The organism is Pseudomaricurvus sp. ABR4_320 (genome assembly GCF_056159445.1).
Genome location: NZ_JBSWVF010000003.1, coordinates 535,502 through 553,998 on the forward strand (window position 1 = coordinate 535,502; position 18,497 = coordinate 553,998).

Annotated in this window: 19 protein-coding genes and 1 tRNA gene; 2 read left to right on the plus strand and 18 right to left on the minus strand. The window is 52.3% G+C overall.

What is annotated here, in order from left to right:
* Positions 1 to 14: 14 nt before the first annotated feature.
* From ACXAFR_RS08535 to ACXAFR_RS08555, 5 genes are all read right to left on the minus strand, one after another.
* Positions 15 to 2,300 (minus strand): ATP-binding protein, encoded by a 2,286-nt coding sequence (locus ACXAFR_RS08535; RefSeq protein WP_475175566.1) that lies wholly within the window; start codon positions 2,298 to 2,300, stop codon positions 15 to 17.
* A gap of 33 nt (positions 2,301 to 2,333) precedes the next feature.
* Entirely contained in the window at positions 2,334 to 3,047 is a 714-nt protein-coding gene (gene pdsR, locus ACXAFR_RS08540; RefSeq protein ID WP_475175570.1) for a proteobacterial dedicated sortase system response regulator, read from the minus strand.
* Positions 3,048 to 3,152: 105 nt separating this feature from the next.
* Positions 3,153 to 4,037, minus strand: coding sequence for a lysophospholipase (locus tag ACXAFR_RS08545; protein ID WP_475175573.1), 885 nt, complete (start codon positions 4,035 to 4,037; stop codon positions 3,153 to 3,155).
* A 199-nt stretch (positions 4,038 to 4,236) separates the two neighbouring features.
* Entirely contained in the window at positions 4,237 to 4,884 is a 648-nt protein-coding gene (locus ACXAFR_RS08550) for an MBL fold metallo-hydrolase (protein ID WP_475175576.1), read from the minus strand.
* A gap of 84 nt (positions 4,885 to 4,968) precedes the next feature.
* Complete coding sequence (locus ACXAFR_RS08555; RefSeq protein ID WP_475175582.1) at positions 4,969 to 5,148, minus strand: hypothetical protein; 180 nt, start codon at positions 5,146 to 5,148, stop codon at positions 4,969 to 4,971.
* A gap of 121 nt (positions 5,149 to 5,269) precedes the next feature.
* Between ACXAFR_RS08555 and ACXAFR_RS08560 the strand changes: the two genes are divergently transcribed.
* Positions 5,270 to 5,671, plus strand: coding sequence for a hypothetical protein (locus ACXAFR_RS08560; protein ID WP_475175585.1), 402 nt, complete (start codon positions 5,270 to 5,272; stop codon positions 5,669 to 5,671).
* 150 nt (positions 5,672 to 5,821) lie between these two features.
* Here the strand turns inward: ACXAFR_RS08560 and ACXAFR_RS08565 are convergent, their stop codons facing one another.
* The 13 genes from ACXAFR_RS08565 to gspC all read right to left on the minus strand — a co-directional run bounded on the left by ACXAFR_RS08565 (position 5,822) and on the right by gspC (position 18,173).
* Entirely contained in the window at positions 5,822 to 6,355 is a 534-nt protein-coding gene (locus ACXAFR_RS08565) for an O-acetyl-ADP-ribose deacetylase (protein ID WP_475175590.1), read from the minus strand.
* An 18-nt stretch (positions 6,356 to 6,373) separates the two neighbouring features.
* Entirely contained in the window at positions 6,374 to 7,129 is a 756-nt protein-coding gene (gene gspN, locus ACXAFR_RS08570; protein WP_475175595.1) for a type II secretion system protein N, read from the minus strand.
* A gap of 47 nt (positions 7,130 to 7,176) precedes the next feature.
* Complete coding sequence (gene gspM / locus ACXAFR_RS08575) at positions 7,177 to 7,665, minus strand: type II secretion system protein GspM (protein ID WP_475175598.1); 489 nt, start codon at positions 7,663 to 7,665, stop codon at positions 7,177 to 7,179.
* Between the two features lie 15 nt (positions 7,666 to 7,680).
* A complete protein-coding gene (gspL, locus tag ACXAFR_RS08580) occupies positions 7,681 to 8,931 on the minus strand; it encodes a type II secretion system protein GspL (RefSeq protein WP_475175601.1) in 1,251 nt (416 codons plus the stop codon).
* Between the two features lie 47 nt (positions 8,932 to 8,978).
* Positions 8,979 to 10,019: a type II secretion system minor pseudopilin GspK gene (gene gspK, locus ACXAFR_RS08585; protein ID WP_475175605.1), complete on the minus strand. Its 1,041-nt coding sequence runs from the start codon at positions 10,017 to 10,019 to the stop codon at positions 8,979 to 8,981.
* Positions 10,019 to 10,852 carry a type II secretion system minor pseudopilin GspJ gene (gene gspJ, locus ACXAFR_RS08590; RefSeq protein WP_475175607.1) on the minus strand — a complete coding sequence of 278 codons (834 nt, stop codon included), beginning with the start codon at positions 10,850 to 10,852 and terminating at the stop codon, positions 10,019 to 10,021. The genes gspK and gspJ overlap by 1 nt, the downstream gene beginning before the upstream one ends.
* Positions 10,833 to 11,225, minus strand: coding sequence for a type II secretion system minor pseudopilin GspI (gspI, locus tag ACXAFR_RS08595; protein WP_475175608.1), 393 nt, complete (start codon positions 11,223 to 11,225; stop codon positions 10,833 to 10,835). The genes gspJ and gspI overlap by 20 nt, the downstream gene beginning before the upstream one ends.
* Positions 11,222 to 11,809, minus strand: a complete 588-nt coding sequence (gene gspH / locus ACXAFR_RS08600; RefSeq protein WP_475175611.1) for a type II secretion system minor pseudopilin GspH — start codon at positions 11,807 to 11,809, stop codon at positions 11,222 to 11,224. Before gspH ends, gspI begins: the two co-directional genes overlap by 4 nt.
* A 33-nt stretch (positions 11,810 to 11,842) precedes the next feature.
* Complete coding sequence (gene gspG / locus ACXAFR_RS08605) at positions 11,843 to 12,322, minus strand: type II secretion system major pseudopilin GspG (RefSeq protein ID WP_475175614.1); 480 nt, start codon at positions 12,320 to 12,322, stop codon at positions 11,843 to 11,845.
* A gap of 104 nt (positions 12,323 to 12,426) precedes the next feature.
* Complete coding sequence (gene gspF / locus ACXAFR_RS08610; protein ID WP_475175617.1) at positions 12,427 to 13,659, minus strand: type II secretion system inner membrane protein GspF; 1,233 nt, start codon at positions 13,657 to 13,659, stop codon at positions 12,427 to 12,429.
* Between the two features lie 17 nt (positions 13,660 to 13,676).
* Positions 13,677 to 15,236 (minus strand): type II secretion system ATPase GspE, encoded by a 1,560-nt coding sequence (gspE, locus tag ACXAFR_RS08615; protein ID WP_475175846.1) that lies wholly within the window; start codon positions 15,234 to 15,236, stop codon positions 13,677 to 13,679.
* Positions 15,226 to 17,238 (minus strand): type II secretion system secretin GspD, encoded by a 2,013-nt coding sequence (gene gspD / locus ACXAFR_RS08620; protein ID WP_475175620.1) that lies wholly within the window; start codon positions 17,236 to 17,238, stop codon positions 15,226 to 15,228. Before gspD ends, gspE begins: the two co-directional genes overlap by 11 nt.
* Positions 17,238 to 18,173 (minus strand): type II secretion system protein GspC, encoded by a 936-nt coding sequence (gene gspC / locus ACXAFR_RS08625; protein ID WP_475175621.1) that lies wholly within the window; start codon positions 18,171 to 18,173, stop codon positions 17,238 to 17,240. The genes gspD and gspC overlap by 1 nt, the downstream gene beginning before the upstream one ends.
* Before the next feature lie 236 nt (positions 18,174 to 18,409).
* On the opposite strand from gspC, the gene ACXAFR_RS08630 reads away from it, so the two are divergent.
* A tRNA-Leu gene (locus ACXAFR_RS08630) sits at positions 18,410 to 18,496 on the plus strand.
* Position 18,497 lies beyond the last annotated feature (1 nt).

Genomic DNA, 18,497 nt, shown 5'->3' on the forward strand with positions numbered 1-18,497 from the left:
GGTTGCCGAAATCGTCACTGCCGAATTGGTAGAGATAAGGTAAAACAGACACCACGGTGATCAGATCGATTACGAGCTCGAATCTGTCCGCCGTGGTAGTCAGCAATTAACGAAACGACTTGCAACCCCAACCCCAAGTGAGACTCAGATTCTAACTCGCCTTCCTGGTAGGTTTCGGCTCTTACCGATACCAGAGGAGCGAAAATCTGCTGCTCCATTCCGACCGGCAACAAAGGCCCATCATTAGACAGGCTTAACAAGAGGCTGTCGTCATCACGCTGTAACGAGAGAGTGATTTCTGCCCCCTCAGGAGAAAAGTCGCGAGCGTTCTCCATCAACTTATCCAAGAGTTGAGCCAGTAACTCTGGAGCAGCCTGCACATTTACCCCTTCGGATTCTGGAGACACATTGATGATCAATTGCTGCCGATCCAGAATCGTTTGGTAGGCCTGACCAATTTGCTGAACAAATGTCGCCAACACCAATGGCTCACGTTCAGCCTGGGCAATAGCCACCTGCAAACGTGACGCCGAACTCATTGCATCCAGAATCCGACCTAATCTAAGCGCGCCAGCCTGTGCTCTTGATACATAAATTCGAGCGGGTTCCGGCAAAGGCTCATGCTCCAAGTTATCTAAAGAACTGTGCATTATGGCAAGTGGCGTGCGCAATTCGTGGGATAACTTGGCCGCGAGACTGCGCAGGTATTCCGTGTTGTCTGCCACACGCTGGAGAAGTGTCCGAAAATTTCGCCCTAAATCAGCCAACTCGTCATCCATAGGGCTCGCAAAATTCCCGATGACGATGTTCCCGTGGTCGTCCAATGCCTTGGACGTATTTTGACTGAGACGGCGAATTCGAAGCGTCAACCAGCTTGCATAGACAAGTAAAATCAAACCACTGAGCAGCGTCGACATCAGGGAATAGCGCAGCAGCCTTCCAGCCGCACTGTAACTGAGAGCATCCAAAAGACTGCTGTTTTGCTCCGCGAACAAAACGCCAATAGGCTCACGATTTTCTGGAGACGACGCACCATCGGTTAGAGGCCGTTCGCTGAAGACAGGCACGGCAACCCGCCCCAGCAATTGTTGACCTTGTCGAAACCAGGCACTTACAGATTCCCCATTTGCCAGGCTCGTCGAAATGATCTCTGCCTGCGCACGGGCATTCGCACTCGCCAGTGTTCGCTCGGGAAATCGGCGATTCCCGAGGGCCCAGCCCCAAAATGCCTGCACCCATGGATGCATCTTTGCCGGCAAGTTGGCCACATCGGAAAGATCCCCAGTGCTCGCCAACAACCACCCATTCCGACTAAACAGGGAAAACTGGAGATCGGGACGCCCAAACGGTGTCAACGCCTCGGTCAGCAAGCTGCTGTAACCTGCCGTCGCAGGTGGCGACGATTTGCTGGTGATATTACCGAGCCAGACGGATCTCCCATTGGCCGAGGAATCTACATAAGCGATGCCAATGTGTGGCTGAGACAAAGGATCTTCTAATTCAGGCAGAAGACTCAACGGCATCGCCAGCTCCAACTGAAATCCCGCCAGGGTTTGCTGCCACACACCGCGAATACGATGTTCAATGACCCCATGAGGGTAACCGGCATCAATATAGGCGCTCACCTCTCCCGGCGCACCACTGCGAAAAACATAGTCGGTAAAGCGTCCCTCTTTACCCCCGAACCGCAATCGCACATGATCGCCGTTGACCAGTTCTGGCCGGGATGGATCAAAATACGTGATGCGACTGTCGCGAACCCGCAAAAACACTAATAGCCTCTGCTGATCTTCCGCAATCTGTATATCCATTTTTAAAGGGAGGCTGCGATCACCTTCAGCTTTCGTAGGAACGGTTTTTTGGGTGGACTCGTATCCTTTTTCATCGAGCTCGATCGCCCCTGTTCCCTGAGTGAAATCGTGTTTTTCTTCGGCGACAGGACCATTAATATCGGCAATAAGTGCATCGGTATTGGAAAAAGGTATCGGTCGCTGGAAATGCTGTTCGGGCAACTCGAGCTGGCGCCAATCATCGGCATACCCATCGAGCAAAAAGGGATAGTGAAATGGGTTGAGGTACAGCTGTCGATCGGCATATTCTCGCCAGCCAGGTTCTGCCAAGCGAGCCTCCAGTAATGCATCCGCCCCCAGGCGCTTACTCGCGGCTTCCGTCGCCGTCTTTAACGCTTGAATGTGGCCAATACGCAGTAACCTGGCAGTTTCTTGAATGTACTGATAACCCGCCCACGGCAACAGCAAGCTAAGCGTGCTGACCAGCAACAGTTGGTGTTTTAACCGCACATGCCACCTCGCCGGTGCCGTCCGGCGAAACCATCAATCCGAGCTTTCAGCACTGTGGGCGACCCACCGGTAGCCCATGGCGTAGACGGTTTCTATTCCGTTAAAATCAGGATCGACGGCGAGAAATTTTCGGCGAATCCGCTTGATATGAGAAGTGATGGTGTTGTCATCGAGAACAACATTGGCGGCATCCATCAGTTGCTGACGGTTGCGAACATGTCCGGGGTGGCGAGCCAGCGACTGCAAAATCCACAACTCAGTGACCGTAAGATTCAGCAATTCACCCCGCCACTGCACTCGCATGCGATCCATATCCAGGATCAACGCACCACGCACGAGCGTCCCCGCATCGTCCTCGCTGACCTCGGCCGCGATATCCGAGCGCCGAAACAATGCAAGAATTCGGGCGACCAGTTGTGACTGACTCACATTTTTACTGAGATAATCGTCCGCGCCGAGGCGCAAGCCCGAAACAATATCCAGCTCACTGTCACGCGCGGTCAAAAAAATGATGGGAAGCTGAGCAGAACGGGCACGCAAATCCCGGCACAAATGATAGCCCCCTTCGACTTCGTCTCTCAGACCAACATCAATAATGACCAGGTCAGGAAGACGACTGGAAAAGGCGTCACTGGCACTTTGCCGGTCACCGTATATATCGACCTTGAAACCGATCCGCACCAACGCATCTCGGTAATTTGCGGCAATAGCGTACTCGTCTTCAACGATGGCTATGGATCGAGCCATAGGCGAAGCATTCTCTCTAACGTTAACAATACCGCTATTTTAGGAGATTTCCGGCAGAAAAATAGCCCTTGCCACATTTCAGCAGAATCGATCAGATTCTCTTACTCAAGACGCTGATGGAGCCGTACTTTCGGAACGGTTGAGCTTTGGCAGGCGAGCTTCTATCCAGTCGTCAACGTCCTTAAAAATTTGCTCACGATCCTCATCACTGAACAGATCATGATAATGGCCGGGGTATAATTTGAGGGTTTTATCGCTCGCAGCAAGACGATCGTGGTAAGCCTTAGTCCCCTCGGGGCTGGCAACACTGTCATCGCTGCCATGTAACAACAACATGGGCAACCGGATAGTGCCCGCACCAGTACGGGTGGTTTTAATCGCCCCCAGCATTTCAACCATCGTACGAGCCGGGATCTTGCCCGTGTAGACCAGAGGATCACTGGCGTAGGCCTGAACCGCATCAGGATTGCGGCTGACTGAACTCGGATCCAATTGCAAAACGCCCACTTTGGGTAACACAGTAGCAAAGGAGCAAATGACCGCCTTCTGTGCGATGTTGGGGTTAGTCCCAAGCGCAAAGGTCGGACCTGAGAGCACACACCCCACCAATTTATGCTGGTGAAACATCAGATAATTCGCAGCGACAAGGCCGCCTAAGGAGTGACCGAGAAGCACGACAGGAATCGCGCCATATTCACCGGCAACCCTCTGGCGAAAAAGCTCAAGGGTATCGACCAATTGCCGAAAATGATTAACGTAACAGCGCTCTCCAGCGGAACTGCCATGGCCGACCTGATCCAGTGCCGCCACTGCAAATTTACGCGCGACAAAATACTCTGCCATCGACTGGTAGCGACCGCCATGCTCACCAAGACCATGGACGATTAATAACAGAGCGCGAGGCTGCTGAGCAGGCTCCCAAGTTCGGTAGAAAATCCGGTTGCCATCACTACCGGACAGGGTTCCTTCGTTATACTTCACTTTTGCCATTCCCGTGCTGCCTGTCGTCCTTTCCGTGTGCCGGAAATCGCGGATTGTAACTCGCCATAAATGCTTTTACGCGCACTGCGATACCCAAGACGCCTTTGGCCCTTCGCAGACCCGCATTCATCCCTCGCCGCCCATGGCAACTTATAGTAAATCGGCACCAATGCAACGATAGCGACCATAGATCGTAGACTGCCAAACTTTACTGCTTGAGAGCAGAATCTGCGACAAAAGGATTAAATTTGCGCTCATTGCCAATGGTCGACAAAGGGCCATGGCCTGGTATGAATCGCACATCATCCCCCAGAGGCCATAGCTGAGACTGTATAGAATCAATCAGCGTCTGATGATCTCCTCGCGGAAAGTCCGTACGTCCAATCGCCCCCTGAAACAATACATCACCGACAATCAGCACCTGACTGGCTCGGAGGTAAAAAACCACATGTCCTGGCGTGTGCCCCGGACAATGGCGAACCTCTAAGACCTCATTTCCGACAGAGATTTCATCACCCTGCTCGAGCCATTGGTCTGGCTCAAAACTCTCTGCTGGCGGAAATTGCAGCATTTTGGCTTGCTGCGGGAGTTGCTCAATCCAGAACTTGTCTTCTTTTTGCGGCCCAACGACTGGCAATCGTAATTTCGATGCCAGCACAGCAACACCGCCGACATGGTCCAGATGTCCATGTGTAATAAGAATCTTCTCCAGGTGAATACCGTTGTCGGCGATCGCTTGCTCGATACGCTCCAGGTCACCGCCTGGGTCAACCACCGCGCCTTTCATTGTCTCCTCACACCACATCAGCGTGGAATTCTGCTGATAAGACGTCACCGGAATCACCTGAAATTTCATGAATTTACCTTAATCACAAACCACTTTTGTACGCAATCGCGTATACATCTTCGGGCAGAGAATAGCATGCCGATTAGCAAGTCGTCAGGGCCCAAGCCAATGGAAGCCCAGCTGCAACAGTAGCAGCAAGGCCACAAGAGGCAAAACCCAGCGACTCATGGCATCAATTTTCTGACTGGGCTCGCGCGGCGCCCATTTCTGCAATGCAGCAACGGTGATCGCCAGCGCCACAAAAAGTAAGAGTAAAATTTTGAGTAACACCATAGAATTTTGGCACCTGCAGTCATCAGTGGATCTGCTTTTTCTATACGGAGAAGATGGTACACTGGAGTTGCAGTCGTGCAACTGTCACCTTGAAAGAATCAAACCAAAAAGGATGTGATTTATGAAAATTTTGAAGACCACCGCTCCTCTGGCGCTTCTCGTTTTGGTCGGAGCACTTGCCGGCTGTAGCGATGACGGCAGCTCCGAAGTCGAAGAAGCACAGCAAGAAGGCAGTGAAATGATGCAGGATGCCGAAGAAGGCACCGAAAGTATGATGGACCAGGCAGGTGACATGGCAGACGATGCGATGGACAAAGCCGGAGAAATGGCAGACGACGCTGGCAATGCGATCGAAGGCGCTTGGGATGACACCAAAGACGCCGTGAGTGACGCCGCAGATTCCACCGAAGATGCGATGGACGATGCAGCTGACGAAGCAGAAGAAGCGGGCGACGATGCGATGGACGCCGGCGAAGACGCCATGGATGATGCAGAAGACAAAATGCACGATATGAGCCACTAAGTTATTTCTGCTCTATCCTGTGGTCACCGAGCCTCGGCCGGTGACCATGCAGCGCCAGCATACTGCAGGGCGAATGCTGAAAACACGATATCAATAAGCGAATAGAAGCAACCGACAACATTGAGACCTAACTCTCAGGCCTATAAAAGGTCACATCAGAGGAATATCACCGTCTCGTGCAACCTCTTCCCATACCTTCAACATATCTGCACTGAACAAATAGAAGACAACGCTAACGTCAGTATGATCGTTCAGAAAATTTGCCACCGTGCGCAAAGCAATACTGGCCGCCTCGTTCCACGGATACGCATATACCCCGCAAGAAATCGCAGGAAAGGCGATGCACTGACATCCGTTTTCAAGTGCCAGAGCCAAGCTCGACTCATAAGCCGACGCCAATAACGTCTCAGGATCTTGGTCGATACCGTATCGAGGACCAACCGTGTGAATAACGTAGTCTACCGCCAAGCGATACGCTGGTGTGATTCGCGCTTCACCGACGGGGCAACGCTCACCGCTGAGCTCGGGTAACTGACGGCAGCATGCCAGCAATTCAGGTCCGGCAGCACGGTGAATTGCACCATCAACGCCACCCCCTCCCAGCAAAGAGCTGTTCGCAGCATTGACGATTGCATCTCCCGTTGCCGTGGTGATATCCCCTTGTAGAATCTGTAATCTACCCATCACCACACCACTCCCAGATCAGTAATTCATCGATAAATCGACGAGAAACGACTCACCCTGTCGAGGAAACCCAAACGAATTTAACAAGTAACCCACTTCTCCTGCGGCAGGCCCTCTCGGCGACAAACGACCCTTTAACGACCACGATGACTCACCGTATCCCGCTTGAACCTCTACACCTATGGGGCCGTCCGTATCAAAAACATCGACAACAATATTGCCGGGCTCAGGCGTCGACACTTGCGCCGTATAACTCCCGAGCAAAAAGGAATCCGCTCCCTGAGAAAGACGTGCAGTCGTCCAATCGACTTGGCCTGTCGCCGAAATCAAAGCGTCTTGGCGTAAACGCATTTCAGAAAAGCTGCCGTCGATCATTCCATCCAATTCAACCGGCAGACTCGACACGCCGGCAATAACCGCCGCAGGAAAGCGAGCTTTGGTATCCGTTAGGGTCAACTCCCCAGAGGGATCAATACAAAATATCGAGTCTGCTTGCTGCTGATTTAGACGCGAGGAAAGCGTACCGCACATTTGCATTCTTAACAGCGAGCTGGGTTCAAGTGCCCAAGTGACTTTGCCGAGCAGCAAGCGACGGCCTTCTATGGCTGCAGTCACATCTTCTGCGCTTCCCGACCACAGTGTTCCCTTCTCACCGTAGATTTCCCACCCCGGAAGAGCCTGCTCCGCTACCGATGCCAACCAGCTGGCGGGAACCCTGGCCGCTAAAATAACAACAAGAACAAGGAATCCAATGAAAAACCATAGCGGGCGCAATCAACTTACCTCAAGTTCAGAGCTAATTTTCTCTGGGTTAACGAGCGTTAACCCACCTGACGCAGTTGTACATTAGCAATAATTCGACCTTCCTGCTCACCACTTACAATGGAAAGGTTAACGATTTGGACGCCTTGCTCCACTTCCATATCGTAGAGCCAATGGAGAAAGCTCGAATAGTCGACATTTTGAACACGTAAGCGCACGTCGCCATTCGCACCAGACTGAAGCCCCTGAATGGCAATACTGTTGCGGCGCAGAGACGCATCGACTCTTTGTGCCAAACTGCTGTCATCCACCGAAGTGGTTGGCGCGGCTGAATCCAAAGATTTCACCTGTTCAGCGAGACGGCGTACACGCAGAAAACTCTCTTCCATGGCACTGAGCTGCAAGCGCTCTTGCTCGACCGCCTGTCCTGAAGGCTTGATAACGACCAGCCAGCTTAGATACCCCAATAGCACAATCGACAGTAGCAGGATCATCATTTGATCACGCTGACTGCGCTTCAAAAACTGTTCACGAACACCAGACAACATATCCCAACCCCTCTCTTAATTTCTGGTCAACAGAAGTTTCGCCTGGTGGCGATTCTGAGTGGTGGTAGAACTCATCAGCTCTGCGTTCAAACCATGCTCATTTAACCGCGAACGCAGATTCTCAACATCAGACAGATTATTCGCTTCTACATTTAGCCGGATCTCTTTGCGACCATCTTGATAAGTCATGGAGGTGATGCGGGTTCCAGCCAATTCGCCCACCACCGGAGCGACCGCAGCCATCATTGGCACAAACTGGCTCGCTTCGCCACCGCCACTGGCACCGACTTTCTGCTGAAGCTGACGCTCAGGATCAACCATTGCGCCTTGAGGTACGGCTTCGCGAAACGTCGCCTCGATACGCTGAGCCACGCTGGCTTTTTGGCTATCGATCCGCCAGATATCGACCGCATTCACGCCAACATAAACCACCAGAGTGACCGCAGCTAACACCAGTGCAGGTCTCCACACTTGCCACCAATCAGAAAACGGCAGCAGTTTGGCAAAACGTCCTGTGGCCAGATCCTGAGCACGCTGAAAGTCATCAGTCGCAGGGGCAAATCCTTGCTTTTCAAATTCCCGAGTCTGAGTCTGTAACGCCTGAGGAAGAAGGTTTTCCAAAGACTTCAGTCGCTCTTCATCCGCAGCAACGAGGGTCAAGCCCGAAGGCGCCGTGCGGCCTTCTGCCAGCTCTCTGCCACAAATTTTTTCAATTACCAGCGCCGCCATATCCTGATCTACGGCATAACCTGCCCCTGGCTGCTGTCGAATCCAAAGACTGTCTTCCAACTGCAACCGCCAGTGATCGTCTTCGGGATCTGGGACGAGATCTACATCCCGCCAACAGTGACTTGGAAAGATACCGATATCCGCCAGCGCCGAGTAATGATCCTCGAGCCAATCCCTATCCAACCAGTAGACATTAATGCGATAGCGACCGGTTTCCGTGTCTCGCTGCGGCGCAGAGTAAACAAAATGCAAAGCGTCGGGACTGGTCGCCAACTCTTCTTCCAACTGGAAGGGAACCAGCTCGGCCATGTGACGCAGTTCGCTACGAGCCATTTCGACTTGAGTTGCCCCCACGCGCTGCCCTGGTAGAATCACGGCGGCTTCGTCATAGGTCAACGTTTTATGATGAGCGTCGAGAGCCTCCCGATCAGCACAAAAAGTCCACTCGCGGAAGTGAGGGTCAGGCAACAGGGCACAGCGATAGCTGGTGCCGCCCTCATCATCTTCCAACAATCGAATTAAAAAAAGTTTATTCACGGTCTAGCCTCAAATTCAGCATCGGCACGCACGCCAAGACTGCCAGTTCAATTACCACTGCGCTGTAACACCACAATTCCATTGGTCGATCGTTGCAGTAATGCCTCTCGGCTGCGGCGCTGATCGTTAATAGTTACTTCCGCGGTGACGGTAAAATAGTCCGTAGCCACGTCAATTCCAGCGACAGATTCCGCGTCTTCGCCAAACACTGAAACTGCCTCACTGGTTTCCAAAAACGTATCAACCTTTTCAAAGCCGGTTCCTTCCAGCTCCATTCGCGATATTCGCGCAACATCAAGAGTCGCGGCATCATCTTCACTCAGCGGTGTTAACACAGTCGGCAGGCCAATCACCCTTAACAATTGCGCCGGCATGGTATTCAAATTCAAATGCCGACTGCCCTCTGAAGGTAGCGCAACCAACCATGGCGAGATCAGCTCGTAGAGCTCCGGCGTGACATTGCGCACCATTAACAGCTCACTGACGCTATAAAATTGCTGATTTGCCGGCTGATACGGCACCTCTTCCTGTTGATAGAAGTAGGTTTCGGCACCACCACTTCCCGACACGTCAGAATCTGCATCCATCCAGTCCACCACGGCCTGCAAAATTTCAATGGCCTGACTGGTATCGATCGGCTGCTCCTCCTCAAAAGACTGTAGCAGACGAATAAATTGTCGTTGAGGCTCCGTGAAGGACCTCGCTAGTTCTTCGCCGGTTTTACCGTCGATGTCATCAATTTCACCGTCGAGGGTATTTAAATCGAGCAACCTCTGAGCGTCGGTAATACCCGCCTTCAACCAACCGCCATCAATAGCAAACGGTGCCATATCCTGAGCCCATTGTTCACTCAGGTCGTCCGTATCACTGTTTTCGTCATCTTCTGATAACAGCATAATGGCGAGACTCTCTGCGCCATCCATATACGCAGATGCCTGGCTACCATACCAACGGTTTTCAACCTTGGCCAAATGCAGGTTAAACCAGAACGACAAATTGACCGCTAGCCCCGTGACCACGGCCACAATTAGCAGTGCGATGATAAGAACCACACCACGTTGCTGTTTTTCCGACGTAGCGCCACGCATTAGTAGTCCAGCTCGTCGTCAAAGGATTCGTCGTTTGACTCATCGAAGGCTTCATCGCCCAGATCTTCACCGGTATCCGAATCATCCGTACTGTCACTGTCAGTATCGCCCGTTTCGTCGCCACTGCCGTCATCATTTTCAAGCTCGTCCGGCTCACCCGTCGTAAGCAGAAACAGTCGCTCGATCTCACCAAACTCTTGTAAAGTTAAAGTGACTTTAATCGCTCTCGGCAGCGCCGCCTCACTACTAGACTGAGAAGAGTCATAGGTTGGCCAAGACTCCTCCCAATTACTGTCTTCAATCTCTGTGGCAGCAGAAGGCAAAAACTGCAATTCAATGTCTTCTACATCCTCGAGCAATTTACGCCTCTGCATACGCTCATACAGACTATCCTGCTCATCACGCTCGGCCCAACTGAAACGATATAAAGTGCCATCCTGCAGCTGATAACCAACGCCTTGCAGCTCACTCCGTTTTTGCAGCAGAGGATTTTCCCAGCCACTACGGGTAAAGCGCAAAAACATACTTTCACTGGCAAAATAAAAACTGCCAGAGACAACCGAACCGGCGCCTTCGAAAATCTTCGGTAAATCGCTCTCTGTACCCTGTCCGGTTAAAGACTGCCGCGGAATGGCATGACGCAAATCCTGCTGCATAAACAACCAGGTCCGATCCAGCGCCTGCAAAGATTCCGTTGACTCTCGCACGCGAATACCAGCAGTGGATGCCGCCGACAACGACTGATACGCCAGTAGAGCAACCAATGCCGAAAGAGCAATGGCCACCAGCACTTCGACCAGTGTAAAACCCTGATTATTCTTCTTCGGGAGCATCGATAAATCCCGACAATGTAATCAGAGAACTCTGGTCTTCGCGACTAACCGTTATGTCATAACGCAAAAAACCCGGCACAGCGGTGGTTGACGTTTCCACTTGCCAATGCCATTCCTGCCCCGCCATCTCGGTCTCACCATTTTCTTTGCCGTCGAGTAAGCTATCAGTGACCTGTCGCTCCAATTGCAACTCAGCCAACTGATTTTCAGCGACCCACTCCGCAACGACCTTTTCACGCAAGATCGACACGCCATCGATTTGTCCCATGACCTGCGACAGCAGCGCTGGCAACGCAACAGCGACCACAAACAGCGCAACCAGCACTTCAACCAGCGTAAAGCCTCTCTGCGACTCGACCTTTATCCGGCTCACAAAATATCATCCAGTTTGGGATCGTCCTGATCGTAAACCACTAACTGAGAATCTTCGTCCAAAGTCACCCAGCGCCGTAAGGCCTCGTCACTGTCGGTATCCAGTGGTTCAAATTCAAGTATGAAGGGCGTCAATTCGCCACTGCTGTAGATAGCGATTAACGGCTTGGAATCTCCGGTTTTTGCGGCGACTTTGTATAAGTCCACAGGCTGGTCTTCAACAGTTGCCACAAGCCCCAACCAATCGGGCAACTCATGTTCTTGCAGAACATCAGATTCTAGTGGCTCCCATTCGTTGTCCCGATAACGCATCCAACCGTACCGCCAGACACCGTTGGTCGCGGGCGGCGTAATGTAAAGCCCCAGAGCCTCACCACTGAAAACCGCAGTATCCGCCGCGAATCGCAAGGTTTCCAGTAACTCGTCTACTTCCTGCTCAACTTGCTGCTCAGGATCATTCAAGTTCATAGAAAGCGAGACAAAGCTCACGCCGATCCCGATCACCAAAAGTACAACCAGAATTTCGATTAACGTGAACCCTGCACTGCAACGGCGCGGAACAGCCTGGGGCTTATGTACGCTCATCACGCCAGCAACCTGCCGATTAAATACCGGTGATTACTGATCTTCTGAGTCAGGCGTATCCCAGTTGGTCAGGTCAGCATTCTGTCCTTCACCACCGCGGACACCGTCAGCGCCAAGCGTATAGAGATCGTAGTCTTTGCCACTTTCACCTGGCGCGAGGAAGAGATATTTACGTCCCCAGGGGTCGATCGGCAGGGATTCCAGGTAACCACTGTCGCGATATTTCGTTGGCACCGGCTCAATTGATGGTTTGGAAACCAAGGCATCCAACCCTTGTTCGCTGGTTGGGTAGGTGAAATTGTCCAACCGGTATAATTTCAGTGCAGTCTCGATGGATTTAAAATCAGCACGGGCCTTCTGAATACGCGCGTCATCGGAACGATCCAAAACGTTGGGCGCAACGATACTAATGAGCAGCCCCATGATGACCAGGACCACAAGAATCTCAATCAAACTAAAACCACCCTGGCGCGCCAGAGCCTGTTGAGACAGCTTACTGTTATGTGTTGCCATAATTCTTTGTTCTCTCACTATTGGGTAATCGGCATTTTAACCTTGCCGCCACCAATTATAACGCCGGACTCGAGTATCGGGCTGCCGACAATCTCCCTGCCCCATTAAATCAGCGTGTTCATTTTAAAGATCGGCAGCAGAATGGCGAGCACGATCAAGGTCACAATGCCGCCAAGAAAAACCACCGTTAGCGGTTCCATAATGCCCAGGGCTGTCGATATCATCAGCTCCAGTTCACGCTGTTGATTGCGCGCCGCATATTCCAACTGCTCTGCCAATGCCCCGTTTGTTTCACCGCTGGCGACCATCTGTACCAACAGCGGAGGAAACAAATCGGTTTGCGCCAAGGCACGGCTAAGGCTGGAACCCTCCTGCACCGCGACCGCCGCTTCGGTTGCCGCATCCTGAATGACGCGATTGGACAAAACCTGGGCCGCAATGCGCAGCGCCTCAAGCAGAGGAACACCACTTTTAACCAATAAACCCAAGGTGGCAGCAAATCGAGTGGAGTTGGACTCAATGATTAACCCGCGACACATGGGCAGTTTTAGCAAGAACCGATGCCAGGTTAGCTGATGCTTGGGATTTTTTAATATCGCGCGAAAACCTGCAAAAAACGCGATGACACCGATCACCGTATACAGTCCATAATTGACAGCAAAGTGGCTTAATGTAATCAGTGCACTGGTCAATGGCGGCAGAGCGGCTTCGCTGTGCTCGAAAATTCCAGTAATTTTGGGGACAACGAACGTCATCAACAGCCCGATGACACCAACGCTCACCAACAACAGAACGATCGGGTAGATCATCGCCATTCGTAACCGTTGTCGAGCAAAATGGCTGGATTCTGTGTACTCTGCCAGTTGCTCCATGACGGGGCCGAGATACCCGGCGGCCTCTCCGGCGCGAATCAACGCCCGGTACATATCATCAAAAGAATTGCGGTTTTCGGTCAGGGCCTGAGCAAGGGACATCCCTTCGACTACCCGCGCGCGCACCTGCAACAAAATTTCTTTAACGTGGGCTTTGCGATGCTGACGTGCTGCTGCTTTCAAGCACTCATCCAAGGGCAACCCCGAAGCGATCAAAGAAGCCAACTGACGAGTAACCAGAGTACGCTCGCGATGATTAAGCGTTTTGGCAAAGCTGAGCTTGAAACCTGACGACTTACCCGAGTCATTGCTGGAAACTCGCTCACCGGACGTTGGCTTGACCGCCAGTACTTTGAGGCGCTTGGCTCGAAGCTGCGTTCGAACCTGACGCTCGGAGTCACCTTCGATAACACCTTTGACGACCCGGCCACCTTCATTCAGCGCCCGGTAGCTGAATGCACTCACAATATGGATTCCATAAACTAGCGCGACATCTGGGTCACGCGGACCACCTCTTCCACACTGGTATCACCAGCGAGAACCCGGCGCAGACCGTCTTCCTCTAAGGAAGGGCAGTTTTTACGCGCCTCAGCCAGCAATTTCTGCTCACCGGCGTTGTCGTGAATTAACTGACGCATGGCGTCATTAATGTTGATCATCTCGTAGACGCCGAGACGACCGCGATAACCACTGTGATTACAATGACTACAGCCTTGGGGCACACCTACCTGGCAGTCCGCTGGCAAGTCCATCATTTTACGGTGCAGCTCTGTGGGTGCCTGCATGGTTTTACATTCGGGGCATAGCCGCCGAACCAAACGCTGCGCCAGCACCCCCACAAGACTTGAAGATAACAGGAAGGACTCAACCCCCATATCCAGCAGCCGCGTCACTGCGCCAATCGCGGTATTGGTATGCAAGGTAGACAGCACCAAGTGACCTGTCAGAGATGCCTGCACGGCGATCGAGGCAGTTTCCCCATCTCGGATCTCCCCCACCATCACCACGTCAGGATCCTGTCGCAAAATGGCGCGCAGACCACGGGCAAACGTCATATCCACTTTCGCGTTGACCTGGGTCTGGCCGACACCAGCCAGTAAGTATTCGATCGGATCTTCGATCGTCAGGATGTTCCGTTTGCGGTCATTAATATGACTCAGACCCGCGTATAGGGTCGTCGTTTTACCGGAGCCTGTCGGCCCCGTCACAAGAATAATACCGTGAGGCCGCTGCAGACCGCCTATCAGTCCGTCATTGACCTGTTGAGGCATACCCAGCTGAGTGACAGAAAGCTGGCCTGCTTGCTTATCCAGCAAACGCAACACCACTCGCTCACCATACGCGGAAGGAATGGTCGACATACGCACATCAACCGCGTGCCCTGCCAACCTGACCGTAATCCGGCCATCCTGGGGCAGACGTTTTTCCGCGATATCCAGCCGCGCCATAACCTTAAGTCGCGACACCAGTACCGCAGCCAGCGCCGGTTTAGGGGAGAGCACCTCACTGAGAACACCGTCGACCCGAAAGCGAACCGCCACACGATCCTCGCAAGGCTCTATGTGAACATCTGACGCCTGATCCTGAACTGCGCGCGACAGCACAGCGTTGATCAGTCGAATCACCGGCGCATCGGCACCATCCGCCATGATGTCGCCTTCTTCCGGCAGCTCATCCACGAGACGGGAAAGGTCTTCCGCATCCAACTCATCCGCAGCCTGACGAGCCGCATCATCACCCATCTGAAAGTGCTGAGAAAGACGCCGACGGAAGTCTTCTTCGTTAACTTCCACCAAGGCAAAACGGCGCGCCAACATCCGGCGCAGCTCCATCAGTACCTCAACGGTAATCTTAGGGGTGTGATACAAAGTATCTTCCTGTAACAGCACCTCATGGCGAGAACAATAACCAAAAGTCAGTCGCGCTGCCGCGGGTAAAGACTCTTCATCCGGCGGCAAGGCATCCTCATCCGGCTGACCATCCAAGCCAGCGACTGGCGCCTCGCTCAAAGGGTCTTCAGCGACCAATGCATTACTCTTCATCGGTTCCATCTTCAGTCTCCTTCGGAGTGTATGGCGACGGGGAACCACCAACCGGAGCACCAGAAGGATTGCTCACCGTTTCCTTCCACTCTGGCAGGATAGGAAATTCTTTGCCCCGAATAGTGATCGCGTCAGTATCATACTTGGCACTCTGCTGTTCGCGAATGTACTTGTACTTCTCGCCAGTTGCACCGGCGAGCTTTTCATCATCACGAATAACACTGGCGCGCAGGAATACCATCAGGTTGGTTTTAGTCACACCGCTGCTCTCCGAGCGGAATAGGTGCCCTAAAACCGGGATGCTGCCCAACAATGGCACTCTCTGCTCGTATGTCTGAACCTCATCAGACATCAAACCACCCAAGACCACCGTGGCCCCATCTTTGGCAAGAATCTGCGTGGTAATTTTGCGCTCATTGGTAATAATGTCAGACGCATCAACCGACGCAGAATTACTCAAGCTGGAAACTTCTTGCTCGATTTCGAGAACAATGGAATCCCCTTCGTTAACATGAGGGGTAACCTTTAATGTAATACCCACATTTTCCCGCTCAATGGTCTGGAAGGGGTTGGAAACTGACGATGAATCACCGGTAGATGTGTATGAACCCGTCACAAACGGCACTTCTTGACCGACAGTAATAGTCGCTTCGTTATTGTCCATGGTGAGAATGTTTGGCGTCGACAGGATATTGGCGCCAGACTCATCCTGCAAAGCATTAATAATCGCGAGGAAGTCCGTACCACTGCTACCAGCAACACCTAGCACTTGCCCAGCCGTAGAGCCAAGCGCAGAAACCAGATCGCTGCTGTCGCCATCTTCATCCAACAGAGCCGATGCGCTGCCAGTAATCAGATCCTCTCTACCACTATTGATAGAACTACCAAAACCGTTATCCCCATCGACAAACAACCATTGCACACCCAGCTCCTTACCGGAGATATCTGAGATATCAACAATAATCGCCTCAACCAAGACCTGAGCCCTGCGAATATCCAGCTGATCGATCACAGTCATCAGAGACTGTTGAGTCTCCAGGTCGGCGGTAATCAACAGTGAGTTGGTGTCTTCGTCGGCTTCGACAGAGGCTTTATCAGACGTCGCCGATTCATTACCTTTCAGCTTGGACATACTCTGCAGAACATTCTGCAACACCTTAGCCATTTTCTCAGCGCGGGCGTATTCGAGATAAACCACCTGAATTTCGCCGCCTTTTTGGCCTGGCTTATCCAGACGGCCGATCAGCTCACGAATTGCAGCACGCTGGCCGTCATCGCCGCTAACCAAAACACCGTTCGAGCGGCTGTCAGCAATGATCTTCACCTCAGCAGTGTCACCGCCGCCGCCAGCATTGCCAGACGCTCTAAGCTTGGTCAGAACTTCCACCATTTTGTCAGCCTGGGCATATTGCAGTTGCACAAGTTCGGTCGAAAACGGCCGGTCGATATGATCGACAATAAGCTGTAAGCGCTCAATATTCTGGGGCGTGTCTGTAATAATGATCGCGTTCGCAGGTCCGTAGGCCGCCACGTGAGCATGCTGAGGTGCCAGCGGTCGAATAACCGGAATCAACTTGGACGCATCGATATTTTCCAGCTTGATGACACGAGTGACTTGCGCCTCTTCGGTTTTCTCATTTGCCTCAAGAAATTGTGTCGGCGTTGTACGTGCATTTTTAACGGGAATAATTCGCACGATGTCGCCCACATCCACCGCGGTAAAACCGTGGATATCCAAAACCGCCAGGAACAGGTTATAAACCTGCACGCGATTGAGCGGCTCTTTGGAGATAATCTCTACCCGACCATTAACCCTTGGATCAATCACCATGGTTTTGTCGGTGACGTCGCCCACCCATTGAATAACCTGTTTGATGTCCGCATCGCGGAACTGCACATTCCAGGTCTCTTCCTGGGACATCACGGGTCCGGCCAGCATCAACGTAAGGATCCCCGCCGAAAGCGGCCGAGCAAAGTTCTTGGAGAGTAGTTTCTTAACCATTATTCAACACTTATCGTAAGGGACAGGGTACGGTCACCACGGGTAATATCCAGATTGGCCGTATCGATAGTTTGTAGTTCACGCATGGCATCCAGCGTGCTCTGAGGATTATCCAAAGGCATGCCGTTTACTGCAGTAATAATGTCACCGGGCTGAAAACCCAGCTTTTTGAACAACTCAGGTTGGGGACCAGGGGCCACACGATAGCCTTGTAAAACGCCATCGGCCCTTGCAGGAGAAAACCTAAGAACTTCAGAAATGGCATCAAAGCCCACCGTCTGAATATCGCTAAGGAGATCGTCGACCTCATCCTGAGAAACGCCACGTTGCATACGGCTGATCGGTGGCGAAGCCGAATTACGGGTCGCCAGCGGTTCCGCATCCACATCAAACAGCCACAGGCGTTCGAAGCGTCCATTGTTATCCAAAATGACCCGGTCGGTCATGACTTCGACCAGCTTTACGCGACTACTGACGTCCAGCTGATCACCAACCTGGTAAAATTTCTGGGAGGCGGCCTGTGCAATAATGGCACCGCCTTCACCCTTGCGTCCATCATACATCACACCTTTCAATGTTAACTGTAATTTTGTATCGACCGCCCGGGAATCCATATCGTCTTCGAGCTCTTCCAGCGCCCCATCGGCGTCGGCATCAGCACTGCCTTCACCAAAGAGCTTGATCGACTCGAGTGAGGCGATGTCAATCGTACCGCCGCCACCGCCGGTGGCCACGACTTCATTGACAGGCTCTGCCAATCTAGCCTCAATGGATTTTGACGCGGGAGTCAACAGTATCCAGACTAAACGCGCACAGAGAAACCCCAGCAAAAGGAGCAACACCAGAACGACAATGCTCCGGAGACGACGACTGCCAAACAGATTTTCCAGCTGAAACGATTTGCCGGGAAGTTTGGAAAAATTGGTTATCTGCATTTTTGCCTGAAGATTTGAAAGTGAAAACCGCGCAGGATTATATAGGCGGAATGTGTGCTCTGTAACATAAGTCTAGATTCGATTAACCCTCTTGTGAATGTAACCGGCGTCCAAAGCCGATTATTACCAAAACCCTCCTAATAATCTGCGCAATTATCCCGCTCGATGCATTGACAAGGCATTTTTGCAGCACTAATATGCGCGTCCTCGCCGAGACGACGTATTGTCTCGTCTATGCCCAGGTGGTGAAATTGGTAGACACGCTAGCTTCAGGTGCTAGTGGCTTCACGGCCGTGGAGGTTCAAGTCCTCTCCTGGGCACCAT

Excerpts from the sequence above, each read along its gene's own strand:
- pdsR (WP_475175570.1), bottom strand. The coding sequence starts at position 3,047 with ATGGCTCGATCCATAGCCATCGTTGAAGACGAGTACGCTATTGCCGCA.
- ACXAFR_RS08545 (WP_475175573.1), bottom strand. The coding sequence starts at position 4,037 with ATGGCAAAAGTGAAGTATAACGAAGGAACCCTGTCCGGTAGTGATGGC.
- ACXAFR_RS08550 (WP_475175576.1), bottom strand. The coding sequence starts at position 4,884 with ATGAAATTTCAGGTGATTCCGGTGACGTCTTATCAGCAGAATTCCACG.
- ACXAFR_RS08555 (WP_475175582.1), bottom strand. The coding sequence starts at position 5,148 with ATGGTGTTACTCAAAATTTTACTCTTACTTTTTGTGGCGCTGGCGATC.
- ACXAFR_RS08560 (WP_475175585.1), top strand. The coding sequence starts at position 5,270 with ATGAAAATTTTGAAGACCACCGCTCCTCTGGCGCTTCTCGTTTTGGTC.
- ACXAFR_RS08565 (WP_475175590.1), bottom strand. The coding sequence starts at position 6,355 with ATGGGTAGATTACAGATTCTACAAGGGGATATCACCACGGCAACGGGA.
- gspM (WP_475175598.1), bottom strand. The coding sequence starts at position 7,665 with ATGTTGTCTGGTGTTCGTGAACAGTTTTTGAAGCGCAGTCAGCGTGAT.
- gspK (WP_475175605.1), bottom strand. The coding sequence starts at position 10,019 with ATGCGTGGCGCTACGTCGGAAAAACAGCAACGTGGTGTGGTTCTTATC.
- gspJ (WP_475175607.1), bottom strand. The coding sequence starts at position 10,852 with ATGCTCCCGAAGAAGAATAATCAGGGTTTTACACTGGTCGAAGTGCTG.
- gspH (WP_475175611.1), bottom strand. The coding sequence starts at position 11,809 with ATGAGCGTACATAAGCCCCAGGCTGTTCCGCGCCGTTGCAGTGCAGGG.
- gspG (WP_475175614.1), bottom strand. The coding sequence starts at position 12,322 with ATGGCAACACATAACAGTAAGCTGTCTCAACAGGCTCTGGCGCGCCAG.
- gspE (WP_475175846.1), bottom strand. The coding sequence starts at position 15,236 with ATGAAGAGTAATGCATTGGTCGCTGAAGACCCTTTGAGCGAGGCGCCA.
- gspD (WP_475175620.1), bottom strand. The coding sequence starts at position 17,238 with ATGGTTAAGAAACTACTCTCCAAGAACTTTGCTCGGCCGCTTTCGGCG.
- gspC (WP_475175621.1), bottom strand. The coding sequence starts at position 18,173 with ATGCAGATAACCAATTTTTCCAAACTTCCCGGCAAATCGTTTCAGCTG.